The following is a 1,862-nucleotide window of genomic DNA, read 5'->3' on the forward strand; positions in this document are numbered from 1 at the left end:
TTTCATCTTGGCCAGCACGGCCTTCACTTCCGGCATCACATCCTTGCCATCCAGCTCGATGGGGCGATCGGACCGGTTGCGCAGGGCGGTGTGCAGTACGGCGCGACCCTCGGTCTGGTTGATCTTGTCGCCGTTGAACATGGCGTCGATGGCACTGCGCAGGTCAGTCTCTTTGGCCAGGTCAATCAGCAGCTTGAGCGTCTGCTCCGTGATCAGGTTCTTGGAGTAGTCGATCAGGATGTCGCCACCCAGGGTGAGGGAAAACCTGTCAAAACGCTTGGCGTCCTTGGCGAACAGCTCCTTGAGCTGCATCTTGCCCTCTGCGGCGAAGTGAGCATCCAGTGCCTGCCAGGCCTGGGTCCGGTTGGATTGATATTTTCATTAGGATTCCTGAGATTCCTAAAATTGTATTTGAACCTTGCAGGCAAGGTTCCCGCCAAACCTTATTATTGTGGTTAGTATACCGAGCCGGTGGGTGGACTCATGTAACAGAGTGTCTCGCCCTGGCCGCCCCCAGTTTACATTCAAAACCCCCGAATTATGAGCCAGCCCTATGACAGCGGCATTGAGCCTGCTCATCTTTTATCCGGCTTGTGCTGCGGGTGTTCAGGCCAGGGTGGAGCCCGCTTGCATATTTCTTGTGCCAAATCAGCTTGAGCTTCCCCTTACAGTAAAGGTTAAGGTTGATTCATCGTGAGTCGTAGGAGGCTTGTCATGACCATATCCATCCAGGTGCCGATCCGTGGCATGAGTTGCGCCAGTTGTGCCAGCCGCATAGCAGAAGCGCTCAACCGGATCGACGGCGTCGAGGCCAGGGTCAATTTTGCCCTGGAGCAAGCGGCCGTGACGTTGAGCAGCGAGACATTGCTGCCCGAGGTGGTGGCGAGCATTCGCCAGCTAGGTTACGAGGTGCCAAGCGAGGGGGTCGATTTTCAGGTGAGCGGCATGAGCTGCGCCGCCTGTGCCAGTCGTATCGAAAACGCGCTCGCGGCTCTGCCTGGCATCGAGTCGGCGGAGGTCAACTTCGCCACCGAGCTGGCCCGGCTCAAGCTGCTGCCCGGCTTGCTGACTCCGGCTGCGGTGCGCGACCGTATCGTGACGCTGGGGTTTGGTGCCGAACGGGTGCGCGGCAGTGTGACTTCCCGTCAGCAACAGTTGCAGGCTCGCGAGCAGCAGGAGCGCGCGGAGGCGAAGCAGGCGCTGCGCCAGGTGGTGATCGCAGCCCTGCTGACCCTGCCGCTGCTGGTAGGCATGTTTGCCATGGCGGGTTTGCTGAGCTGGCATCTGCCAGCCTGGGCCGAGTGGGCGCTGGCCACCCCGGTGCAGTTCTGGATAGGGGCGCGTTTCTATCGCGGTGCCTGGCTGGCGTTGAAGAACAAGGCCGCCAACATGGACGTACTGGTCGCCACCGGTACCAGCGCCGCTTACTTCTATAGTCTCTACCTCTGGCTGAGTCTGGGGGCAGAGGCGTCTGGTCACCTCTATTTCGAGGCGAGCGCCCTCATCATCACCCTCATCTCCCTTGGCAAGTTGCTCGAGACCCGCGCCCGGCGCAGCACCCAGTCGGCTATTCGCGAGCTGATGGCGCTGCGCCCCGATACCGCAACCCTGCTGCGGGGGGAAGAGTGGGTCAGCGTATCCGTGGACGAGGTGTTGCAAGGGGATACGTTGCGGGTGCTGGTTGGCGAGCGGGTGCCGGTGGATGGCCGCATCACCCAGGGAAGCAGCGAGCTGGACGAATCCATTCTCACCGGTGAGAGCATGCCGGTGATGCGGGGGGTTGGTGACTCTGTGCTGGGGGGGGCCATCAATGGTTCCGGGGTGTTGACCATCGAGGCCACCACTGTGGGCGAGGACTCCAG

At 61.0% G+C, this 1,862-nt stretch carries 1 protein-coding gene and 1 pseudogene; one reads left to right on the plus strand and one right to left on the minus strand.

The window, feature by feature from the left end; all coding sequences use genetic code 11:
* Positions 1–428, minus strand: a pseudogene (locus tag G113_RS19980) (hypothetical protein); the annotation flags it as partial.
* Positions 429–714: 286 nt separating this feature from the next.
* On the opposite strand from G113_RS19980, the gene G113_RS19985 reads away from it, so the two are divergent.
* A partial coding sequence (locus G113_RS19985; RefSeq protein WP_005913886.1) for a heavy metal translocating P-type ATPase occupies positions 715–1,862 on the plus strand: 1,148 nt, incomplete at its 3' end.

This window comes from Aeromonas molluscorum 848 (assembly GCF_000388115.1).
Lineage (GTDB): Bacteria > Pseudomonadota > Gammaproteobacteria > Enterobacterales > Aeromonadaceae > Aeromonas > Aeromonas molluscorum.